The 18,511-nt window shown below is 74.9% G+C and carries 18 protein-coding genes; 10 read left to right on the top strand and 8 right to left on the bottom strand.

Going from position 1 to position 18,511, the window contains the following annotated elements:
• Positions 1 to 124: 124 nt before the first annotated feature.
• Together ACI79D_RS01915 and ACI79D_RS01920 are read right to left on the bottom strand one after the other, a co-directional pair.
• Entirely contained in the window at positions 125 to 1,294 is a 1,170-nt protein-coding gene (locus ACI79D_RS01915) for an LLM class flavin-dependent oxidoreductase (RefSeq protein WP_456916900.1), read from the bottom strand.
• Between the two features lie 5 nt (positions 1,295 to 1,299).
• Complete coding sequence (locus tag ACI79D_RS01920; protein ID WP_456916604.1) at positions 1,300 to 2,448, bottom strand: helix-turn-helix domain-containing protein; 1,149 nt, start codon at positions 2,446 to 2,448, stop codon at positions 1,300 to 1,302.
• Positions 2,449 to 2,658: 210 nt separating this feature from the next.
• Here ACI79D_RS01920 and ACI79D_RS01925 point away from each other — a divergent pair, with 210 nt between their 5' ends.
• A complete protein-coding gene (locus ACI79D_RS01925) occupies positions 2,659 to 4,446 on the top strand; it encodes an FAD-dependent oxidoreductase (protein WP_456916605.1) in 1,788 nt (595 codons plus the stop codon).
• A gap of 82 nt (positions 4,447 to 4,528) precedes the next feature.
• On the opposite strand, the gene ACI79D_RS01930 is transcribed toward ACI79D_RS01925, so the two are convergent.
• The 4 genes from ACI79D_RS01930 to ACI79D_RS01945 all read right to left on the bottom strand — a co-directional run bounded on the left by ACI79D_RS01930 (position 4,529) and on the right by ACI79D_RS01945 (position 7,011).
• Positions 4,529 to 4,801 carry a YciI-like protein gene (locus ACI79D_RS01930; protein ID WP_456916606.1) on the bottom strand — a complete coding sequence of 91 codons (273 nt, stop codon included), beginning with the start codon at positions 4,799 to 4,801 and terminating at the stop codon, positions 4,529 to 4,531.
• Positions 4,802 to 4,855: 54 nt separating this feature from the next.
• Positions 4,856 to 5,263: a type II toxin-antitoxin system VapC family toxin gene (locus ACI79D_RS01935; RefSeq protein ID WP_456916607.1), complete on the bottom strand. Its 408-nt coding sequence runs from the start codon at positions 5,261 to 5,263 to the stop codon at positions 4,856 to 4,858.
• Positions 5,250 to 5,480 (bottom strand): FitA-like ribbon-helix-helix domain-containing protein, encoded by a 231-nt coding sequence (locus ACI79D_RS01940; protein WP_456916608.1) that lies wholly within the window; start codon positions 5,478 to 5,480, stop codon positions 5,250 to 5,252. The genes ACI79D_RS01935 and ACI79D_RS01940 overlap by 14 nt, the downstream gene beginning before the upstream one ends.
• Positions 5,481 to 5,598: 118 nt before the next feature.
• On the bottom strand, positions 5,599 to 7,011 hold the full coding sequence (locus tag ACI79D_RS01945) for a cation:dicarboxylate symporter family transporter (protein WP_456916609.1): 1,413 nt from the start codon (positions 7,009 to 7,011) through the stop codon (positions 5,599 to 5,601).
• 163 nt (positions 7,012 to 7,174) lie between these two features.
• Here ACI79D_RS01945 and ACI79D_RS01950 point away from each other — a divergent pair, with 163 nt between their 5' ends.
• From ACI79D_RS01950 to ACI79D_RS01970, 5 genes are all read left to right on the top strand, one after another.
• Entirely contained in the window at positions 7,175 to 8,803 is a 1,629-nt protein-coding gene (locus tag ACI79D_RS01950) for a sensor histidine kinase (protein WP_456916610.1), read from the top strand.
• The gene (locus tag ACI79D_RS01955) at positions 8,800 to 9,474 is read left to right on the top strand and encodes a response regulator (protein WP_456916611.1); all 675 of its coding nucleotides are present in this window, start codon (positions 8,800 to 8,802) and stop codon (positions 9,472 to 9,474) included. Before ACI79D_RS01950 ends, ACI79D_RS01955 begins: the two co-directional genes overlap by 4 nt.
• 121 nt (positions 9,475 to 9,595) lie before the next feature.
• A complete protein-coding gene (locus ACI79D_RS01960; protein ID WP_456916612.1) occupies positions 9,596 to 10,570 on the top strand; it encodes an ATP-binding cassette domain-containing protein in 975 nt (324 codons plus the stop codon).
• Positions 10,567 to 11,403 carry an ABC transporter permease gene (locus ACI79D_RS01965; protein ID WP_456916613.1) on the top strand — a complete coding sequence of 279 codons (837 nt, stop codon included), beginning with the start codon at positions 10,567 to 10,569 and terminating at the stop codon, positions 11,401 to 11,403. Before ACI79D_RS01960 ends, ACI79D_RS01965 begins: the two co-directional genes overlap by 4 nt.
• Positions 11,404 to 11,413: 10 nt before the next feature.
• Positions 11,414 to 12,676 carry an FAD-dependent oxidoreductase gene (locus tag ACI79D_RS01970; RefSeq protein ID WP_456916614.1) on the top strand — a complete coding sequence of 421 codons (1,263 nt, stop codon included), beginning with the start codon at positions 11,414 to 11,416 and terminating at the stop codon, positions 12,674 to 12,676.
• Between the two features lie 9 nt (positions 12,677 to 12,685).
• Here the strand turns inward: ACI79D_RS01970 and ACI79D_RS01975 are convergent, their stop codons facing one another.
• Positions 12,686 to 13,156 (bottom strand): heme-degrading domain-containing protein, encoded by a 471-nt coding sequence (locus ACI79D_RS01975; RefSeq protein WP_456916615.1) that lies wholly within the window; start codon positions 13,154 to 13,156, stop codon positions 12,686 to 12,688.
• A gap of 96 nt (positions 13,157 to 13,252) precedes the next feature.
• Here ACI79D_RS01975 and ACI79D_RS01980 point away from each other — a divergent pair, with 96 nt between their 5' ends.
• The 4 genes from ACI79D_RS01980 (at position 13,253) to ACI79D_RS01995 (ending at position 16,749) form a co-directional block, all read left to right on the top strand.
• Positions 13,253 to 14,257, top strand: coding sequence for a YihY/virulence factor BrkB family protein (locus tag ACI79D_RS01980; RefSeq protein ID WP_456916616.1), 1,005 nt, complete (start codon positions 13,253 to 13,255; stop codon positions 14,255 to 14,257).
• A gap of 103 nt (positions 14,258 to 14,360) precedes the next feature.
• Positions 14,361 to 15,545: a low temperature requirement protein A gene (locus ACI79D_RS01985; protein WP_456916617.1), complete on the top strand. Its 1,185-nt coding sequence runs from the start codon at positions 14,361 to 14,363 to the stop codon at positions 15,543 to 15,545.
• 108 nt (positions 15,546 to 15,653) lie between these two features.
• Positions 15,654 to 15,830, top strand: a complete 177-nt coding sequence (locus ACI79D_RS01990) for a hypothetical protein (RefSeq protein ID WP_456916618.1) — start codon at positions 15,654 to 15,656, stop codon at positions 15,828 to 15,830.
• A 40-nt stretch (positions 15,831 to 15,870) separates the two neighbouring features.
• Positions 15,871 to 16,749 (top strand): tryptophan 2,3-dioxygenase, encoded by an 879-nt coding sequence (locus ACI79D_RS01995; RefSeq protein ID WP_456916619.1) that lies wholly within the window; start codon positions 15,871 to 15,873, stop codon positions 16,747 to 16,749.
• A gap of 7 nt (positions 16,750 to 16,756) precedes the next feature.
• On the opposite strand, the gene ACI79D_RS02000 is transcribed toward ACI79D_RS01995, so the two are convergent.
• Positions 16,757 to 18,376, bottom strand: a complete 1,620-nt coding sequence (locus tag ACI79D_RS02000) for an alpha/beta hydrolase (RefSeq protein ID WP_456916620.1) — start codon at positions 18,374 to 18,376, stop codon at positions 16,757 to 16,759.
• Positions 18,377 to 18,511: the final 135 nt, after the last annotated feature.

The raw sequence follows: 18,511 nt of genomic DNA on the forward strand, positions 1-18,511 counted from the left end.
GGGTGGTCGGGGGTGGGGGTGGGGGGGGGCGGGGGGGGTGGGGGGGTGGTGGGGGGGGGGGGGGGGGGGCGGGGGCCCCCCCCCCCCCCCCCCCCCCCCCCCCCCCCCCCCCCCCCCCGGACGGTCAGGCCTGGCCGGCCGCCGCCTTCTCCTGGGCGTACCGGTCGGTCGCCGCCTGGATGGCGGCGCCGTTCTTGGCGTCGAGCTCCGCGTGCTTGCTGCGCGCCCAGGACTCGGCGGCCAGCAGCCGCTTCTGCGAGGGCTGGAACGCGGGGATCACGTGGCGGGCGAACAGCTCGAAGCTGCGCTGGGTGGCCTGCCAGTTCGCCCAGTCGTGCTGCAGCAGGATGTAGCAGCCGAACCCGCCGTCGGACTGGTCGACCAGGCGCTGGATCTGCGCGATGGCGTCGTCGGGCGTGCCGATGACCCCCCAGCCGCTGTCGTCGAGCCAGGCCAGCCGCTCGTCGAAGGTGTCGCCGGGGATGCGGACCGGGGGCAGCGCCAGGGTCTTCTGCGTGTAGTCGACGAACGCGTCGAAGCCGTACCGGATGTCCTCGACGGCCTGCTCGCGGGTCTCGGCGATGTGCATGGGACCCATCAGCCGCCACCGGGAGCGGTCGGCGGTCCGCCCGGCCGCGGCCGCCTCGGCCTCCAGCACGGTCCAGTGGTGGCCGAGGACGTCGAAGCCCTCCTTGGTCGTCGCGCCGACCGAGAGCATGCCCAGGCCGTACTTCCCCGCCAGCCGCGGCCCGGTGGGGGAGGCGGTGGCGGCGACGGCCATCTCGAAGCACGGGTCCTGGTAGGGGGCCAGCTGGCAGCGGGCCTCGACGAGCTCGTACCGGTCGGTCTTCACCGACACCGGCTCGTCGGTGGTCAGCAGCCGGACCAGCACGTCGAGGTCCTCGTGCAGCGCCGGGCGCAGCTGCGCCGGCTCCAGGCCGATCATCGCGGCGTCCGTGGGGAGGGACCCGGGGCCCACGCCGAGCATCAGGCGGCCGCGCAGCAGGTGGTCGACGAGGATGGCGCGGTCGGCCACCCAGAGCGGGTTGTGGTAGGGCAGGGAGACCACGCCGGTGCCCAGCCGGATGTGCCGGGTGAGCGGGCCGACGTGCGCCAGGAACGTCAGCGGGTCGGCGATGATCTCCGTCGCCGCGGAGTGGTGCTCGCCGACCCACACCTCGTCGTAGCCGAGCTGGTCGAGCAGCTGGATGGTCTCGATGTCGCGCTGCAGCGACGTCGTCGGGTTCTGGGTCGGCGGGCTGTTGAACGGCGGCATGAACAGGCCGAAGCGCATCTTGCTCACGGGCGGGGCTCTCCTCCGGGTTCGACGGTGGACCGAGGGCACGCAGCCGGCGCGGCTGCGAGTACGGGGGCTGCGGGGACGGGGGCTGCGCCCGGCGGCTGGGCGGTGAGCGGGCGGTAGCGCCGCAGCTTCTGGTAGAGCGTGCCGCGGGAGATGCCCAGGCGGGCGGCCGCCGCGGACTTGTTGCCGCCGCACTCGGTGAGGGCCGCGGCGATGACGTCGGACTCGGCCTGCTCGAGCGGGGTCAGCCGCCGCCCGCACGGCAGCGCGCCCTCCGGGCCGGGCGCGAGGCGCTCCGCGGCCCGCAGGACCAGGACCGCGCCGTCCCCCGGCCGGCCGGGGGTGACGGGCGTGACGCGGGCGAGGACGCCGTGGGCCACGGCGACGCAGGTGGCGGCCGGTCCGGCCTCGGTGACCGCGGCCCACACCACGGCGTGGTCGAGGCCGAGGGCGGCCGCCGAGGCGTCGGTGAGGAACAGGTCGCCGGTGAGCGCGACCACCGGGGCCGTCGCGCCCTCCCGGGCCCGCAGGAACGCCGCGAGCAGCCGGTGCTCGGCCTCGGTGGCCGACGCGGCCAGGGCCGACCGGACCCCCTCGGCCAGGGACCGGGCGGTGACCTGCAGGAAGTGGGTGGCCTCCGCCGCGCGGCTGGTCACGTTGACCGCACCCACCGTGCGCCCGGTGACCGGGGAGACGACGGGCACCGCGACGCACGCCCAGCGGTGGAAGGACTCGACGAAGTGCTCGGCGCCCAGCACGGTCGCCATCCGGCCGGTCTCCAGGGCGGTGCCGATGCCGCAGGTGCCGACCCGCTCCTCGTCGAAGCTGGCGCCGAACTGCATCCCCGACCGGTCGACCTCGGCGGTGAGCTGGGCGTCGGAGACCCACCGCCACACCACGTGTCCCTGCCGGTCGGCCAGCGCCAGGCAGGTCCGGCTGTCGGCGAGCAGGTCGGCCATCCCCAGCAGCACCGGGGCGGCCACCCGCACGAACGGGGAGTCCGCGTCGGCGTCGTCCACCGGGGGCACGTCGAGGTCGGGGTCCACCCCGCTCCACCGCGACCGGCGCCACGAGGCGAGCACCTCCTCGCGCACGCCGCGCGGCTCGGCGCCGACCTGGAAGGCCTGCCACCCCGCGACCGTCACGCCCACCTCCCGCCGGCCCTGTGCGCCCCCGACCGGGCCTCGACCCCGGCGAGTATGGCCCTCGTCACAACCCCGGGGGGTGTGCAGGAACTGAACACCGCCGCCGAGGGCGGCGCATCCTGTGACGGTTGACACGCGGGCGGTCCGGCGATGGGATCGACCCGGCACGGACAGTTGTCCGCTTCCCGACCCCCCGACGAGAGGACCTCGATGAGCGTTCCCGCGACGACGACCACCGGCGAGGAAGGGGCGGCCGTCGCGGTCGACGTCCTCGTCGTCGGATCCGGGCCGGCCGGGGCGTCGGCCGCCCTGTTCCTGGCGACCTACGGCACGTCCACGCTGATGGTGACCAAGTACGGCCGGCTGTCGGACACCCCGCGTGCGCACATCACCAACCAGCGCACGATGGAGGCGATGCGCGACATGGGCATCGAGGACCGGCTCATGCGCGAGGCGACGCCCTGGGAGTACATGGGCAACACGACCTTCTGCACCAGCCTCGCCGGCGAGGAGCTGGGCCGGATCCCGTCGTGGGGCACCGACACCGTCCGCCACGCCGACTACGAGCTGGCCAGCCCGACCACGATGCTCGACGCACCGCAGACGATCACCGAGCCGATCCTCGTCCAGGCCGCCCAGGAGCGCGGCGCGCGGATCCGCTTCGACACCGAGTACGTCGGCCACGTGCAGGACGACGAGGGCGTCACCACGACCGTCCGCGACCGGCTGACCGGGGCCGAGTACACGATCCGCTCGCGGTACCTCGTCGGTGCCGACGGCGCCCGCAGCAAGGTCGCCGCCGACCTGGGCCTGCCCTACGAGGGGCCCGGCGCGGTGGCCGGCGCGCTGAGCATCGTGTTCGAGGCCGACCTGTCGAGGTTCGTCGCGCACCGGCCCTCGGTCCTCTACTGGATGCTCCAGCCGGGCGCGGAGAAGGAGGGCGTCGGCCTCGGCGTGCTCCGCATGATCAAGCCCTGGAACGAGTGGATGCTCATGTGGGGCTACGAGGTGGCCGGTGGCCCGCCGGACCTCAGCGACGAGGTGGTCCGGGAGCTCGCGGTCGCGCTCGTCGGCACCGACGACTTCGAGATGCGGGTGAAGTCCCGTTCGCCGTGGACGGTCAACCACCACTTCGCGACGACGATCTCGAAGGGCCGGGTGTTCTGCGCCGGCGACGCGATCCACCGGCACCCGCCGACCAACGGGCTGGGATCCAACACCTCCGTGCAGGACTCCTACAACCTGGCCTGGAAGCTCGCCCACGTCGTCGCCGGCACCGCCGCGCCGTCCCTGCTGGACAGCTACGACGCCGAGCGGGCGCCGATCGCCCGGCAGATCGTCGAGCGGGCCAACCAGAGCATCGCCGACACCGGCAAGATCCTCACCGCGCTGGACCTCGAGCACACCGAGGCCGACCACCTGCAGGAGCAGCTGGCGCTGTGGAAGTCGCCCGGCCCGGAGGGGGAGAAGATCCGCGCCGCGCTGCGCGAGGCGATCGCCTACAAGGCCTACGAGTTCGACGCCCACGGGGTCGAGCACAACCAGCGGTACGCCTCCTCGGCGGTCGTCCCCGACGGGACGCCGATGCCGGAGTACCGGCGCGACCCCGTGCTCTACGCCCAGGCCACCACCTGGCCCGGCGCGAAGATCCCGCACACCTGGGTGACCGTGGGCGGACGCCGGACCTCCACCCTCGACCTGGTCGGAGGCGGCCGGTTCGCCGTGGTCACGGGGATCGGCGGCGAGGCGTGGCTGGCGGCCGCCGCGGAGCTCGGGCCGGAGCTGGGGCTGTCGGTCACCCCGGTGTCCATCGGCCCCGGCCAGCCCGTCGAGGACCCGTACGGCACCTGGGCCGAGCTGCGCGAGATCGAGGACGGCGGGGTGCTCCTCGTCCGCCCCGACCTCTACGTGGCCGCGCGCCACCTCGGCTCGCCCTCGTCGGCCGATCAGGCGCGGGAGTGGCTCTCGGGCGCGCTGCGCGGCGTGCTCGGCCGCTGAGGCCCCACGCCCGTATCGGAGTGTGGGGGTGCAGGTCTCCTGCACCCCCACACTCCGTCAGCCTCGGTTGCTCCCGGCGGCGTCAGCCTCCGACGACCACGTTCCAGTCGCGGACCGTCCACCCCGTCACCAGGCCCTGGACGACGTACGGGTCGGCCGCGACGAACCGCTCGACGACCTCGCGCGGGGCGGTCCAGACGAGCAGCGCCCGGTCGTAGGGGTCGGGCAGGGCGCCGGCCAGCAGCAGCTCGCCGCGCTCGTGCGCGGCCCGGGCCAGGGCCAGGTGCTCCTCGCGCAGCGCCGCCCGGCGCTCCAGGTAGTCGTCGGCCAGCGTGTACTCCAGGACCAGGTGCATGGGGTCACTGTCGCAGCGGCGGCGACCCGAGGGGCACGGGCGGCGGCCCGCTCGTCAGGACACGTCCGACGGACCGACCACGTCGACCCGGCAGTGCACACCCGGGGCGCGGGCCAGTCGTGCGTCTGCCGTCAGCAGCACGGTGTCGAGCGCCTCGGCGAGTGCGACGTACGACGCGTCGTACACGGTCAGGTCCTCGCGCAGCTCCCAGCACCGGGGGAGCAGGGAGCGGTGCGGGGCCCGGCGGACGGGCAGGTCGGTCAGGTCGCGCAGAGCCTGCTCGGCTCGCCGCGGTGGTACGGCCCCGGCACGACAGAGCCGGCGTAGGACCGACAGCACCTCGAGGTCGAGGATCTCGGGGGCTGCCAGCACCTGCCCCCTGAGCCGCTGCCTGGCGTGGTCGCCATCGGCCCCGTCGTCCGCCAGCGCGGGCACGAGGACGCTGGCGTCAACGACGATCACGGTCCTCGCGGAGCGCGGCCACCGACGCCTCGAACGACGCGGACCCGCCGGCCCGTCCGCCGGCCCGCTCCAGGACCTCCTCCACGGTGGCGGAACTGGCTTCCTCGATCAGGCGGGTGCGCAGGTACTCCTGGAGGGACTGGTGAGCAGCCGCTGCCCGACGGCGCAACACCGCGTGGATCTCCGGCGGCACGTCCTTGATCTGGACACTGGGCATGGCGCCATTCTGGCGCTCTCAGCGCCAGAACGCCAGTCGCGGTGCCCTCGGCCGGGCCGGAGCCCCCGGCCTGGGCAGGCCGGGGGCTCCGTCGTGCAGGGGTGCCAGTGCGGGGCGGTCAGTGCACGGAGGCCCCGGCCACCTCGCGCTCGGCGGCGCGGGCGTCGCGCTGGCCCGGCCCGGCGTTGGTGCCCGACGACGGCTCGTCGTGCTCGTCGATCCAGCTCTCCTCGTCGAAGGGGCTCTCACCCGACAGCGCCGAGGACAACCGGTCGCGGTCGAGCTCCTTGGTCCAGGTGGCGATGAGCAGAGTGGCCACCGCGTTGCCGGCGAAGTTGGTCACCGCGCGGGCCTCGGACATGAACCGGTCGATCCCGACGATCAGGCCGACGCCGTCCAGCAGGTCCGGCCGGTGCGCCGACAGGCCGCCGGCGAGGGTGGCCAGACCGGCGCCGGTGACCCCGGCGGCGCCCTTCGACGCGATGATCATGAAGACCAGCAGGCCGATCTGCTCCCCGATCGACAGCGGGTCGCCCAGCGCCTCGGCGATGAACAGCGAGGCCATCGTCAGGTAGATCGCGGTGCCGTCGAGGTTGAACGAGTACCCGGTCGGGACGACGATCCCGGCGACCGGCTGGCTGACCCCGGCGTGCTCCATCTTGGCGATCAGCCGCGGCAGCGCCGTCTCCGACGACGAGGTGGAGACGATCAGCAGGAACTCGCGGCCGAGGTAGCGCAGCAGGCTGAAGACGTTCACCTTCGCCACCAGGCGCAGCAGCAGGCCCAGGACGACGACCACGAAGACGGCGCAGGTGGCGTAGAAGCCGAGCATGATGACGGCGAGGCTCTTCAGCGCGTCGATCCCGGTCTCGCCGACGACGGCGGCGATCGCGCCGAAGGCACCGATCGGCGCGACCCACATGATCATCGCGAGGATCCGGAAGACCAGCCGCTGCAGGTGGCCGACCCCGCGCAGCAGCGGCTCGCCCGAGCGGCCCATCGCCTGGATGGCGAAGCCGACCAGCAGCGCGACCAGCAGCGCCTGCAGCACCGAGCCCTCGGTGAGGGCCGACAGCAGCGTCGTCGGGATCAGCCCGAGCAGGAAGTCGGTCGTCCCGCCGCCGCCCTCGGCGGTCTCCGCCAGCTCCGCGCCCTGCCCGCGCAGCGCCTCGCTGAGCTGGAGGCCGTCACCGGGGTGCAGCAGGTTGCCGACGACCAGGCCGATCGCCAGGGCGACGGTCGACATGAGCAGGAAGTAGCCCAGCGCCAGGCCCCCGACGCGGCCGACCTTGGCCGCCTGCCGGATCGACCCGATGCCGATCACGATGGTGCAGAAGATGACGGGGCCGATGAGCATCTTGATCAGCCCGACGAAGGCCGTGCCCAGCCACTTGAGGCCGACCGCGAACTCGGGGAAGGCGAAGCCGACGACGATGCCGGCGATCACCGCGCCGATCACGGCGAGGTAGAGCCAGTGGGTGCGGTCCCGCCGCGCGCGGGGCGGGGTCTCCTGCTCGGTGCCTGAGGCCATCGACTGCTCCTGCGGAGTCGGCCGGGGGCGAGTGCCCTCGGAGGACGTCGGCCCGGACGGGGCGACGGCGATCACAGTTCCCGGTGGGGTGACCGGGGTCACCCATGTGTTCATTGCGTTCACCGGTGCCGTTCCCGCCGCCTGGGCGCGGCACACTTCCGGCGTGCACGTACCCGCCGTCCTGTCCCGGTTCGGGCGGGGGGCCAGCCTGGCCCGCCGGCTGCTGCTCCTGCAGGCCCTCGTGGTGGGCGTCGTCGTGCTGGCGGCCACCGCCGTGGCCTGGCTGGACGCCCGGCAGGCCGTCCGGGACGCCGCCGGACAGCGGACGACGGCGATCGTGGAGAGCCTCGCCGACTCCCCGCTGGTGCGCGACGCGGTCTCCGGCCCGGACCCGACCGCGGTGCTGCAGCCCTACGTCGAGCAGGTGCGGGCCGACACCGGCACCTCGTTCATCACCGTCCTGGCCCCCGACCGCACCCGCTTCACCCACCCCGACCCGGAGCAGATCGGCCGCCCGTTCCGCGGCACCGTCGCCCCGGCGCTGCGCGGCGAGACGTTCACCGAGACCTACACCGGCACCCTGGGCCCCTCGGTCCGCGCCACCGGCCCGGTGTTCGGCACCGACGGCGACGTCGTGGCGGTGGTCTCGGCCGGCATCACCGTCGACGCCATCGGGGAGGACCTCGCCGCCGCCGTCCCCGGCATCCTCGGCACCGGCGCGGCCACGCTGGCCGTCGGCGCGCTCGGCAGCTGGGCGCTGAGCCGCCGGGTGGGCCGGCAGACCCACGACCTGTCCCCAGCGGAACTGGCGCGGATGGTCGAGTACCACTCCGCCGTCCTGCACGCCGTCCGCGAGGGGCTGTTGCTGGTGGACGCCGACCAGCGGGTGCACCTGGTCAACGACGAGGCCCGCCGGCTGCTGGACCTCGACGGCGACCCGACCGGCCGGCACGTGAGCGAGCTCGGGCTCCCGCCGGGGTTGACCGAGGTGCTCGGCCGGCAGCGCACCGCCGTCGACGAGGTGCACGTGACCGGCAGCCGGGTCCTGGTGGTCAACCAGGCCCCACCCCGGACGGCGGGCCGGTCGGCGGGCACGGTCGTGACGCTGCGGGACCACACCGAGCTGCAGGCGCTCACCGGCGAGCTGGACAGCGTGCGGTCCTTCGCCGAGTCGCTGCGCGCCCAGGCCCACGAGGCCGCCAACCGGCTGCACACCACCGTCTCGCTGGTGGAGCTCGGCCGGCCGGAGGAGGCGGTCGAGTTCGCCACCGCCGAGCTGGCCGCCGCCCAGCAGCTGACCGACCGGGTGGTCGACGCGGTGGGGGAGCCGGTGCTGGCCGCGCTGCTGCTGGGCAAGACGGCGACCGCGCACGAGCGCGGCGTCCTGCTCGAGATCGACCCGGCCACCTCGGTCGGCAGCACCGGGATCCCCGGCGGCGACCTGGTGACGATCGTCGGCAACCTGCTGGACAACGCCATCGACGCCGCGCTGGCCGGCGACCCGCCGCGGGAGGTGCAGGCCGCGCTCGAGGTCGTCGACGGCCGGCTGGAGATCCGGGTCGAGGACACCGGTCCCGGGGTGGCCGAGGAGGACCTGCCGCACCTGTTCGAGCGGGGCTGGTCGACCAAGGACGCGACCGGCGCGCCGCAGGGGCTCGGCCGCGGGCTGGGGCTGGCGCTGGTCGACGCGGCGGTGCGCCGGCACGGCGGGACGCTGTCGGTCCGGCCCGGCCCCGGCGCGGAGTTCCGGGTCTCGCTGCCCCTGCCGGTGACCGCCGGGGCGCCGCGGTGATCGCCGTCCTGGTGGTCGAGGACGAGCCGGTCGCCGCCGAGGCGCACCGGACCTACGTCGACCGGACGCCGGGGTTCACGACCGCGGCCGTGGCGGGCACCGGCGCCCTGGCCCTGGACGCGCTGGCCCGCGCGCGGGTCGACCTGGTGCTGCTGGACATGAACCTGCCCGACACCAGCGGCATCGAGCTGTGCCGGCGGATCCGCGCCGCGGGCGCCGACGTCGACGTCCTGGCGGTCACCTCGGCGCGGGAGCTGGCCACGGTGCGGGCGGCGGCCGCCCACGGCGTCGTCGGCTACCTGCTCAAGCCGTTCACCTACCCGGCGCTGCGCGACCGGCTGACCGCCTACTCCGAGTACCGCGCGCGGCTGCGGTCCGGCGGCGCCGCCGCGGGCCAGGACGAGGTGGACCGGGTGCTCGACGCGGTCCGGCCGGCCCGCCCGGCGCCGCTGCCCAAGGGGATGGGCCGGGAGACCCTCGACGCCGTGGTGGCCGCCGTCCGGGCGGCGGGGCACGGGCTGTCGGCGACCGAGACCGGCGAGCAGATCGGGGCCTCCCGGATCACCGCCCGCCGGTACCTGGAGTACCTGGCCGACACCGGCCTGGTCGACCGCGCCCCGCGCTACGGCGGTACCGGCCGCCCGGAGATGGAGTACCGCTGGCGGGCTTGACCTCGAGCGCGCTCGAAGGGCGAGCATCGCCGCGGAAATGGGTGGCGGGCGATGAGTCCGCGGCGCAGATTCCGTCAGAGGGACGAGAGACGCTGCGGCGGACCCCGAACCGAGGAGCGCGATGACACTGGCCATCGAGGCGACCGGCCTCACGAAGTCCTTCGGCGACACCCGCGCGGTGGCCGGGGTCGACCTCGCCGTCCCCGCCGGGGCGATCTACGGGGTGCTGGGCCCCAACGGCGCCGGGAAGACGACCACGATCCGCATGCTGGCCACGCTGATCGAGCCCGACGCCGGCCGCGCCCGGGTCCTCGGGCACGACGTCGTCACCGAGGCCGACGCCGTCCGCGGCCTGGTCAGCCTGACCGGTCAGCTGGCCTCGGTCGACGAGGAGCTCACCGGGCGGGAGAACCTCGTGCTGCTGGGCCGGCTGCTCGGCCACCGCCGGGCGGCCGCCCGGGCCCGCGCCGACGAGCTGCTGGAGGCCTTCGGCGTGGCCGAGGCCGCCGGGAGGCTGGTGAAGCACTACTCGGGCGGCATGCGGCGGCGGCTGGACATCGCCGCGAGCCTCGTCGTCACCCCGCGGCTGGTGTTCCTCGACGAGCCGACCACCGGGCTGGACCCGCGCTCGCGCAACCAGGTGTGGGAGATCGCCCGGGCGCTGGTCGCGGAGGGGACGACGATCCTGCTCTGCACCCAGTACCTCGAGGAGGCCGACCAGCTCGCCGACGGGATCGTCGTCATCGACCGCGGCCGGGTCATCGCCGAGGGCACGCCCGGCCAGCTCAAGGCGTCGGTGGGCACCGGCTCCCTGCACGTCCGGCTGCTCGACCCGGAGCGGCGCGCCGACGCCGCGGGCGTCCTGGAGCGGACGGTCGGCGTGGTGGTGCCCGAGGCGGACCCGGCCGCGCTCTCCGCCGCCTGCGCCGACGCGGAGAAGGCCGCGCTGGGCCTGGCCGAGCTCGCCCGCGCCGGCGTGGGGCTGGCCGACTTCTCCCTCGGCCAGCCGAGCCTGGACGAGGTGTTCCTGGCCCTCACCGGCCACCCCGCCGACGACGCCGACGCCGACGCACCGACCCTGGAGGAGGCCTCGTGACCGCCACCGCCGCGTCCCCGGGCACGACCGACGCCGCCGCCGTCCGCCGGGCCATCGCCTCCACCGCCCGCCCGCCGCGACCCGGGCCGCTGTCGACCGCGCTCACCTTCGGCTGGCGCGGGATGCTCAAGGTCAAGCACGTGCCCGAGCAGCTGCTCGACGTCACCGTGACGCCGGTGATGTTCCTGCTGATGTTCACGTACCTGTTCGGCGGTGCGATCGCGGGCTCCACCAGCGCCTACCTGGACTACACGCTGCCCGGGCTGCTGGTGATGTCGGTGCTGTTCACCACCGTCTACTCGGGGGTCACCCTCAACACCGACCTCACCAAGGGCGTGGTCGACCGGTTCCGCTCGCTGCCGATCTGGCGGCCCGCGCCGCTGCTGGGCTCGCTGCTCGGCGACAGCGTGCGCTACGTCGTGGCCGGCACGGTGATCATCGCGGTCGGGGTCGCCCTCGGGTACCGGCCGGACGGCGGCCCCGGCGGGGCGCTCGCGGCGCTCGCGCTGGTCGTCGTCTTCTCGTTCGGGTTGTCCTGGGTCTTCTCGGTGCTCGGCCTGCTGATGCGCTCGCCCAACGCGGTCATGAACGCCGGGTTCATGGGGATCTTCCCGCTGACGTTCCTGTCCAACGTCTTCGTCGACCCCCGCACGCTGCCCGGGCCGCTGCAGGCGTTCGTCGAGGTCAACCCGATCTCGGTGCTGGCGACCGCGTCGCGCTCGCTGATGGCCGGCGCCCCGGACACCACCGCGATCGTCGTCTCGCTGGCGGTGGCCGCTGCCCTGGCCGCGGTCTTCCTGCCGGTCACCACCCGTCTCTACCGCAGTCGCTGAGGAGGTCCCCGTGAGCACCGAGACGACCACCTGCTGCATCGCCGGCGGCGGCCCCGCGGGCATGGTGCTGGGGCTGCTCCTCGCGATGCAGGGCGTCGACGTCGTGGTCCTGGAGAAGCACACCGACTTCCTGCGCGACTTCCGCGGCGACACCGTCCACCCGTCGACGCTGCGGCTGCTCGACGAGCTGGGCCTGGCCGAGGCGTTCCTGCGGTTGCCGCACCAGGAGGTCCCGCGGATCGGGGTCACCACCGACGCGGGCACCTTCGCCGTCGCCGACTTCACCCGCCTGCCGGGCCGCTTCCCGTTCCTCACGTTCGTGCCGCAGTGGGACTTCCTGGACTTCCTCGCCGACGAGGCGCGCGACCTCCCCACCTTCTCCCTGCGGATGGGCACCGAGGCGGTCGGCCTGGTCCACGAGGACGGCCGGGTCGTCGGCGTCCGGTACCGGACCGGCCAGGGCACCGAGGGGGAGGTCCGCGCCGCGCTCACCGTGTCCGCCGACGGCCGCAACTCCCGTCTGCGCGCCGAGACCGGGCTGCGGCTGCGGGACTTCGGCGCGCCGATCGACGTGCTGTGGTTCCGGCTGCCCAAGGTGCCGGGGGACAGCGGGCCGTCGTTCGGGGGGATGGGCCGGATCTCGCGCGGCCGCCTGGTGGTGATGATCGACCGGGGCGACTACTGGCAGACCGCCTTCGTGCTGCCCAAGGACGGCTTCGCCGCGCTCTGCGACGCCGGGATCGAGGCCTTCCGCGCCGAGCTCGGCCGGCTGCTGCCCGCGATGGCCGGCGCGGTGGCGACCCTGCACGACTGGGACCACGTCAGCGTGCTCTCCGTGCGGGTGGACCGGCTCACCCGGTGGCACCGGCCCGGCCTGCTGGTCATCGGCGACGCCGCGCACGCGATGTCGCCGATCGGCGGGGTCGGCATCAACCTCGCCGTGCAGGACGCCGCGGCCGCCGCGCGGCTGCTCGCCGGCCGGTTCGGGGACGGCGGTCCGAGCCCCGCCCGGCTGGCCCTGGTGCGGATGCGCCGGCTGCTGCCGACGGCCCTGGTGCAGCTGGGCCAGCGGCAGATCCAGCGACGGGTCCTCGCCCGTGTCCTGAGCGGGGACCTCGTCGTCGGCGCGCCCCGCGTGCTGCGGCTGCTGCAGCGGTTCCCCGCGCTGCAGGGGATCCCGGCCCGCGTCATCGGCCTGGGCGTCCTCCCCGAGCACGCGCCCCGGTCCCTGCGCCGCCGCCCGGCCGCGGCCCCGCTGGCCCGCACCGGCTGAGCGGGGCGGTCAGCGGTCCAGGTGCGCCCGGATCGCGGCGACGACCATCCGGTGGTCCTCGAGCTGGGGCAGCCCGGAGACGGCGACCGCGCCGACCGGCCCCACCGACCGCACGAGCACCGGGAAGGCGCCGCCGTGGGCCGCGTAGCGCCGCGGGTCCAGGCCGAACTCCTCCTCGAAGGTGGTGCCCCGCTCCGCCGAGGCCTGCCGGACGTACAGGCTGCTGTGGCCGAAGCGGTGCACCACGCGCAGCTTGCGCGCGATCCAGGAGTCGTTGTCCGGGGTCGCGCCGGTCAGGGCCGCCGTGAACAGCCGGTGGCCGTTGCGCTCGACGGCGATCGCGACCGGCGCGCCCTGGGCGCGGGCGACCGCGACCAGCGCCGACCCCAGGTCCCACGCGTCCTCGTTGGTGAAGCCGGTGAACTGCAGGTCCTGCTCCTCGGCGGCGAGCTCGGCGAGGGAGGGGAAGGGGTCGGCCATGGGTCCTTCTTACCGGCCGCAGCCGATCCGGGTCCCGCGCGTTCCCGGCCCGGAGCGGGGGTACCGGTGCGGCCGACCCGAGGACAGGGGGCTGCCATGTCGATCGCCGAGCGCCTCGACCGGTTCCAGCGGCGGCACCACTGGGCCGGGTTCCCGATCGCCGTGACCTACAAGTTCCTCGACGACGACGGCCACTTCCTGGCCGCCCTCGTCACCTACTACGGCTTCCTCGCGCTGTTCCCCATGCTGCTGCTGCTCTCGACGGTGCTCGGGCTGCTGCTCAGCGACAACCCCGAGCTCCAGCAGCGGCTGCTCGACTCGGCGCTCGCCGAGTTCCCGGTCATCGGGCCGCAGCTGGGCACCCCCGAGCGCCTCGGCGGCGGCGTCGTCCCGTTCGTGGTCGGCGGACTGGTCGCCCTCTACGGGGCCCTCGGCCTCGGACAGGCGATCCAGCACACGATGAACACCGCCTGGGCGGTGCCCCGGCACAGCCGGCCGGACCCGATCACCGCGCGGGGCCGCAGCCTGCTGCTGCTGGGCACGCTCGGTCTCCTCGTGCTGGCCAGCACCGTGCTGTCGGCGGTGGGCACCGGTGCGGCCGCCTCCGGCGCCTTCAGTGCCGGGCTGGAGGTGCTGGTGGCGATCGGGTCGGTGCTGGCCAACGCGGCGGTGTTCGTGCTGGGCTTCCGGCTGACCACCGCCCGCCGACTCACCGTCAGGCAGGTGCTGCCGGGCGCACTGGCGGCCGCGGTGGCCTGGCAGCTGCTGCAGTCCTTCGGCGGTGTCTACGTGGCCCGGGTGGTGGCCAACGCCAGCACCCTCGACGCGGTCTTCGCCCTCGTCCTGGGCCTCATGGCCTTCATGTACCTGGCGGCGTTGGTGCTGGTCGTCTGCGTGGAGGTCAACGTCGTGCGCGTCGACCACCTCTACCCCCGGGCGCTGCTCACGCCGTTCACCGACGACGTCGAGCTGACCCGGGGCGACGAGCGGGTCTACGCCGAGTCGGCCCGCGCCCAGCGCGCCGTCCGCTCCCAGCGCGTCGACGTCTCCTTCGAGGATCCGCAGCGCCCGGCCGCCCCCGACCCCGACGACGACGCCTGAGCGCGACCGTGCCCGGGTAGGGACAGCGCCGCACGCCGAGTGGCGGCGTCGGGACGTCGGCGGAGCGGGGGACGCGGTGGCGGACCAGGGAGTGCTCGGGCGCGTGCGGCGCGTGCTGAGCGGTGCCGGCGGCGTCCGCCGGCCGGAGCTGCGGACCGGGGACGAGCGATCGGCCTCCCGGCTGGAGCTGTTCTTCGACCTGGCCTTCGTCCTCGTGGTGGCGGAGCTGGCCACGGCGCTGCGCGAGGACGTCACCTGGTCCGGCATCGCGGTGTTCGCGGGGTTGTTCACCACGGTCTGGTGGTCGTGGGTCAGCGCGACCCTCTACGCCAACCGGTTCGACCACGACGACGTCGTCTACCGGCTCTACAAGCTCGGCAGCATGGCCGCCGTCATCGGGCTGGCCGCGTCGGCCACCGAGGCCACCGGCGAGCGGTTCGCGGTGTTCGTCGCCTGCCAGCTCGTCCTGCGGGCGCTGCTCCTGCTGCAGTACCACCGCGCGTACCGGCACGTCGAGGCCGCCCGGCCGGTCGCCCGGCTCTACCTCGCCGGCGCCGCCGCCGGCGCGGCGCTGTGGGCCCTGTCGCTGGTCGTCCCGCGGCCGGCCGCCTTCGCGCTGTGGGCGGCCGCCGTCCTGGCGGAGGCGCTCGTGCCGCTGCTGGCCACCCGGTCGTCGGCCGACGTCCCGCTGCACGTGGAGCACCTGCCCGATCGGTTCGCGCTGTTCGTGATCCTCGTGCTCGGCGAGTCGGTGGCCGGGGTCGCCCACGGGGTCTACGACGCGGGGTGGGCGAGCGCGGCGCTGCCGGTGGCGCTGCTGTCCTTCGTGCTCGCCGCCGGGCTGTGGTGGTCCTGGTTCGACCTGGCCGGCGCGCGCGCCAAGCGGCTGCTGGACGAGGTCGGCGGCGAGCACAGCGACCACGCCCACGACGTCTACGTCTTCGGGCAGCTGCCGCTGACCCTCGCCCTGGCCACCGTGGGTGCCGGGATCGAGCTGGCCGTCGTGGAGGGCGGCCGGGGCGACGTCCCGATCGGGACCCGGTTGCTGCTGGCCGGCGGGGTCGCCGCGTACCTGGTGACGATGACGGTCACCGACGCCGGGATGTCCCGCCGGGCCCGGCGCGGCTGGTGGTGGCCGCTGGCCGCCGCGGTCGTCGCGGCCCTCGACGTCGCCCTGGACCTCCCCGCCGTCGCCGTCGTCGGCGCGCTGGCGGCCCTCGTGGTCGCCGTCGTGGTGGTGGGCACGGTGGAGCGGGCCAGCGGGCGGCTCCCGGTGGCGCCCGCCTGACCCGGGGGAGACCTCGTGGAGCAGGCCTCGCGGAGCAGGCCTTGTGGCGGCGGCCGCCGCGGCGGGACGATCCGGCGGACGGGCACGCTCCCGCGAGGAGGGCGAGGGATGGACCGAGACCAGGACCCCGGCGGCGACTACGGCTACGACATGGCCCACGAGGCCCCGACCGGCGGTCCGCCGCCCGAGGAACCGGTGCCGCCTCGGCGTCGCGAACCCTCCCCGGCCGCCCACGCGCCCGAGCTGGGCACCGACCTCGCCTACGACGAGAGCCACGACTTCTGACCGGCTCAGGCCGCCGGCCGGTGGGGATAGGTTGCCTCCCGTGCCCGCCTCGGAGCAGGACCCGTCCGGACAGCCGCCGTCGGTGCGGCCGCTCGAGAGCTCGATCCGCACCGACCTGACCGGGGCGCTGACCTACGCCGGGTACCTGGACCTGGAGCGCCTGCTGGCCGCCCAGCACCCGCGCAGCCGCCCCGAGCACCACGACGAGCTGCTGTTCATCGTCCAGCACCAGACCAGCGAGCTGTGGCTGAAGCTGGTGCTGCACGAGCTGCGCGCGGCCTGCCGGTACCTGGCCGAGGACGCGCTGGCCCCGGCGCTGAAGTGCCTGGCGCGGGTCAAGCACGTCCAGCGGACGCTCATCGAGCAGTGGTCGGTGCTGGCCACGCTGACCCCGCGCGAGTACGCCCAGTTCCGCGGCGCCCTGGGCAGCGCGTCGGGGTTCCAGTCCGCGCAGTACCGCGCCGTGGAGTTCGTCCTCGGCAACAAGGACCCCGCGGTGCTGGCGGTCTTCGGCGGCGACCCCGCGGCCCGGTCCCAGCTCGCCGAGCTGCTGGAGAGCCCGTCGCTGTACGACGAGTTCCTCCGCCACCTGGCCCGGCTGGGCCTCGACGTGCCGGTGGCGGTGCTGGAGCGCGACGTCCGGCAGCCGTGGGCGTACCGGCCGGAGCTGCTCCCGCTGTTCCGGCGGGTCTACGAGTCCGAGGACACCCCGTGGGGCGTCTACGAGGCCTGCGAGAGCCTGGTCGACATCGAGGACAACGTGCAGCTGTGGCGGTTCCGCCACCTGCGCACCGTCCAGCGCACGATCGGGACCAAGACCGGCACCGGCGGCTCGTCCGGCGTCGGCTTCCTGCGCCGGGCGCTGGAGCTGACCTTCTTCCCGGAGCTCTACGCCGTCCGGACCGAGATCGGCACCTGAGCCGGCGTCAGCGGATGCCGGCCCCCGTCACGGTCAGGGCCGCCTGGGCTGCCCGTGCCGTGGCCGCCGGAGCCGGGGCCGGAGCCGGCGCCGCGAACGGCGTCTCCTGCTCGCAGACGGTGTCCTCGGCGGGCAGCGTGCCGGCGACCAAGTAGGAGTCGGTGGCCGAGTCGATGCAGGACGAGTTGCCGCCGTAGACCCCGTGCCCGTCGCCGTCCATGGTCAGCAGGACGGCGTTGCCCAGCTGCTCGGTGAGCGCGACGGCGCCCTCGTACGGCGTGGCCGGGTCGTTGGTGCCCTGGACGACCAGCACCGGGGCGGCGTCGGGCGAGGCCACGAACGGGCCTGCGAAGACGTCCTCGTCCTGACGCGGCCACAGCCCCCAGGCGACCTCGGCGAGCGCGCCGTTGCCGAAGAAGTGCGGGAACTCGACCCATTCGTCGGCAGCGCGCGCCAGGTAGGAGTCGATGTCCGTCGGCCACTGCTGCTCGCCGGCGCTGATGGTGAAGAAGCGGTCGCCGCTGGGGTCCCCCTCCGGGGAGACCACCAGGTCGACCAGCGCCCGGACCACCGAGCCGTCCCCGGCCTCGGCCTGGGCGAGCGCCGCGGCCAGCAGGCCCCACAGCCGCTTGGCGTACAGCAGGGTCGTGGTGACGTCGCGGATGTCGTCCCCGTCGACGGCCTCGGGGTTCTCGGGGTAGTTGGGCGCCGGGATGGGCGTCTCGTCGGCCTGCGCGAGGAGGTCGTCGTAGGCGGTCGACGGGTCCTCGCCGCCGAAGCCGGAGCAGGCCGTCTGGTCCTCGGCGCAGGCGGCGAGGAACCGGTCGAGGGAGTTCTCGAAGCTGGCCAGCTGGGCGGTGGTGGTGGCGACCGGGTCGTCGATCCACTGCTCGGGGTCGAGCGCGCTGTCGAGGACCATCGCCCGGTACCGGTCGGGGAACAGCGAGGCGTAGGTGGCGCCCAGGAACGTGCCGTAGGAGAAGCCGAGGTAGTTCAGCTGCTCCTCGCCGAGGCCCTCCCGGACGACGTCGAGGTCGCGGGCGACGTTGGCCGTCGACAGGTGGTCGAGGATCGCGCCGTTGGTGGCCTGGCAGGCGTCGACGTAGGCCTGGGCCCGGGCGACGACGGCGTCGGGGTCGATCTCCAGCGGGGTCGGGTACGGCGGCGTCCAGGGGCGGTCGGCCTCGGCCACCTGGCAGTCGACGGCGGGGGTGCTCTGCCCGACGCCGCGCGGGTCGACCGCCACGATGTCGAAGCGCTGGTTCAGGGCGGCGAAGATGCCCGGGCCCGCGCCCTGCAGGTAGTCGACGGCCGGCCCGCCGGGGCCGCCGAAGTTGTAGAACAGCGAGCCGATCCGCTGCGCCGGGTCGGTGGCCGGCACCCGCGCGACGGCGAGCTGGACCTGCTCGCCGTCGGGCTCGTCGTAGTCCATCGGGGCGGGCACGGTGGTGCACTCGACGCCGGCCGCGGTCGCCTCCGGCGTCAGGCCGCACGCGGCCCAGGTGAGGGGGGCGGCGAGCGCAGCCGGGGCGGCGGTGCCGTCGTCGGCCTGCGCGGCCGCGGGGGCGGAGCCGACCACCAGCGCGGCGAGCGCGGCGACGGCGAGGGGGGAACGACGACTCGTCATGCGGGACACCGACCCTCGGGAACGGGGCGCTCCGCGAGAGCACCCGCCTGCACGGTCGCGTGGATTGAACCGCGCACGGCCCGGCCCCCGCTTGCGGGAAGCCGGAGTTCCGGAAACGCCCCGAGCGTGCCGTCA

The sequence above is a fragment of the Geodermatophilus sp. SYSU D00708 genome (assembly GCF_054050115.1).

Excerpts from the sequence above, each read along its gene's own strand:
- ACI79D_RS01915 (WP_456916900.1), bottom strand. The coding sequence starts at position 1,294 with ATGCGCTTCGGCCTGTTCATGCCGCCGTTCAACAGCCCGCCGACCCAG.
- ACI79D_RS01925 (WP_456916605.1), top strand. The coding sequence starts at position 2,659 with ATGAGCGTTCCCGCGACGACGACCACCGGCGAGGAAGGGGCGGCCGTC.
- ACI79D_RS01930 (WP_456916606.1), bottom strand. The coding sequence starts at position 4,801 with ATGCACCTGGTCCTGGAGTACACGCTGGCCGACGACTACCTGGAGCGC.
- ACI79D_RS01940 (WP_456916608.1), bottom strand. The coding sequence starts at position 5,480 with ATGCCCAGTGTCCAGATCAAGGACGTGCCGCCGGAGATCCACGCGGTG.
- ACI79D_RS01945 (WP_456916609.1), bottom strand. The coding sequence starts at position 7,011 with ATGGCCTCAGGCACCGAGCAGGAGACCCCGCCCCGCGCGCGGCGGGAC.
- ACI79D_RS01960 (WP_456916612.1), top strand. The coding sequence starts at position 9,596 with ATGACACTGGCCATCGAGGCGACCGGCCTCACGAAGTCCTTCGGCGAC.
- ACI79D_RS01975 (WP_456916615.1), bottom strand. The coding sequence starts at position 13,156 with ATGGCCGACCCCTTCCCCTCCCTCGCCGAGCTCGCCGCCGAGGAGCAG.
- ACI79D_RS01980 (WP_456916616.1), top strand. The coding sequence starts at position 13,253 with ATGTCGATCGCCGAGCGCCTCGACCGGTTCCAGCGGCGGCACCACTGG.
- ACI79D_RS01990 (WP_456916618.1), top strand. The coding sequence starts at position 15,654 with ATGGACCGAGACCAGGACCCCGGCGGCGACTACGGCTACGACATGGCC.
- ACI79D_RS02000 (WP_456916620.1), bottom strand. The coding sequence starts at position 18,376 with ATGACGAGTCGTCGTTCCCCCCTCGCCGTCGCCGCGCTCGCCGCGCTG.